This window comes from Clostridium ragsdalei P11 (assembly GCF_001675165.1).
GTDB lineage: Bacteria > Bacillota > Clostridia > Clostridiales > Clostridiaceae > Clostridium_B > Clostridium_B ragsdalei.
On record NZ_LROS01000072.1, the window covers coordinates 1 to 821 of the forward strand.

Annotated in this window: 1 protein-coding gene; it reads left to right on the plus strand. The window is 29.6% G+C overall.

The genetic code is table 11. The features are described from left to right. Positions 1-530 precede the first annotated feature (530 nt). Entirely contained in the window at positions 531-704 is a 174-nt protein-coding gene (locus tag CLRAG_RS17930; protein WP_154105026.1) for a hypothetical protein, read from the plus strand. The last annotated feature ends 117 nt before the right edge of the window (positions 705-821 follow it).

The following is an 821-nucleotide window of genomic DNA, read 5'->3' on the forward strand; positions in this document are numbered from 1 at the left end:
ATTTGAGCATCCTCGATATCTCATAGTAACCACAGCTAATACTAATCTAGTAAATTTAGAATTCGTAGTGTTTTTTAGCTCAATTAAATCTTCAATTTTATAATCATACAGTGATTCTATTTCAAATAATTTTCTTCCCATAATTAAAACTCCTTTCTCCGTACATTTAGTATTTGGAGAAGAATTTTAATTATTCTGTATAAGTTAATATTTTAGTTAGAAACCCTATAAGAGTTTAAGATGTATATTTTATTGGGGAAAGGTCAGTATTACTTAGGTATCAGTTATTGATCCGTAGAATGTAAGAGCAGTAAAATCAGTATATCCGACATAGTAATTATTGTATCATTACTCTGCTTATTATTTTTTTCATACCCTTTATGTCACAATATTTCTGATTTTTCTATACACCTTTTGAAAGATAAAAACATAATTTCAGAAGGGGTTGAAAATAGAAATGATCATAATAATTTATTTAGCAATTAACATAAAAAATAACGAGGGCTATGCAAATCTGGACGTGGTTTTCAATGTATGATAGCAAATATGTTAGACAATATACAGAAAAACGAATTATAAATGGTTTTGAACTTACAATTACAGTTAAAGCCATCAAGTCCTCCAATGAAGCCATAATCAGAAGTTTCAATATAATGGCACGAATAGTAAAAGAACTAGAACAAGAAAAGCAAACAATCGAGTAGGAGCTGAATAATTATTTTATTCAGCGACCTCTCACACCACCGTGCGTACCGTTCGGTACACGGCGGTTCAATAGGAATTAATGTACTAATGAATAAGTTTCTGAAATAGAGATTAGT